The following is a 784-nucleotide window of genomic DNA, read 5'->3' as shown; positions in this document are numbered from 1 at the left end:
GATTTAATATTAGCGGATGAACCAACTGCAAGCTTAGACTCAAAACGCGCACGTGAAGTCGTGGAAATGATGAAACGTGAAGTGAAAGAAAGTCAAAAAGCAGCAATTATGATTACACATGATGAAAGAATGCTTGATGTATGTGATCGTATATTGACGCTTAGAGATGGGCAGTTAATATAAAGAAAAAAGGCCAACCGTACATATATGTGCAGTTGGCCTTTKTATGATTATTTTAAAATAGATATAATGGCTTTATTTTGAGAATAACGTTTTAATTTTATTTCGTGTTATTAATAAAAYSCCGCCTAATACAGATAACATACCTAAAGTCATATTATTTGATTGTTCACTACCAGCATTAGGAAGTTCTCTAGCATTGTTGTTCGCTGGAACAGTAGTATTGTTATTATCCACYGTCGTTTGTTTAGGTTGTGATACTTCACTGATTTTGTTATCTACATTTTGCTTCGTTGTATGCAACTCAGCTAATTTGTCGTCAATTTTTTTCTCAGTATGTTTAAAATCATTTATTTTAATATCTAAGTCTTGTTTTTTCTTTGTTAAATCGTCTGAAACAGTTTGTTTCGCTTGTTTCATTTCGTTCAATTTATTTATTAAGTCCTGTCTAGCTTCTTGTAACTCAGCAAGTTTGTTTTTCACATCTTGTTTAGCTAGTTCTAAGTTAGCGGAAAGACTATCTAAATTTTGTTTAATTTTCTTAAGTTCCTCTAACGTGTTACCAGTATTCGGCTTATTTTCTTTAATTTCAGCAAGTTTGTCC

The 784-nt window shown here is 31.9% G+C and carries 1 protein-coding gene and 1 pseudogene; one reads left to right on the top strand and one right to left on the bottom strand.

The window, feature by feature from the left end:
- A pseudogene (locus tag AC1DJR_RS32090) lies at positions 1–183 on the top strand (hemin ABC transporter ATP-binding protein); the annotation flags it as partial.
- Positions 184–255: 72 nt separating this feature from the next.
- On the opposite strand, the gene AC1DJR_RS32085 reads toward AC1DJR_RS32090, so the two are convergent.
- The coding region (locus tag AC1DJR_RS32085) for an LPXTG cell wall anchor domain-containing protein (protein WP_477004479.1) at positions 256–784 on the bottom strand (529 nt) is incomplete at its 5' end.

The organism is Bacillus sp. 05T31 (genome assembly GCF_056396725.1).
This window is presented reverse-complemented; position numbering and strand designations above follow the sequence as displayed.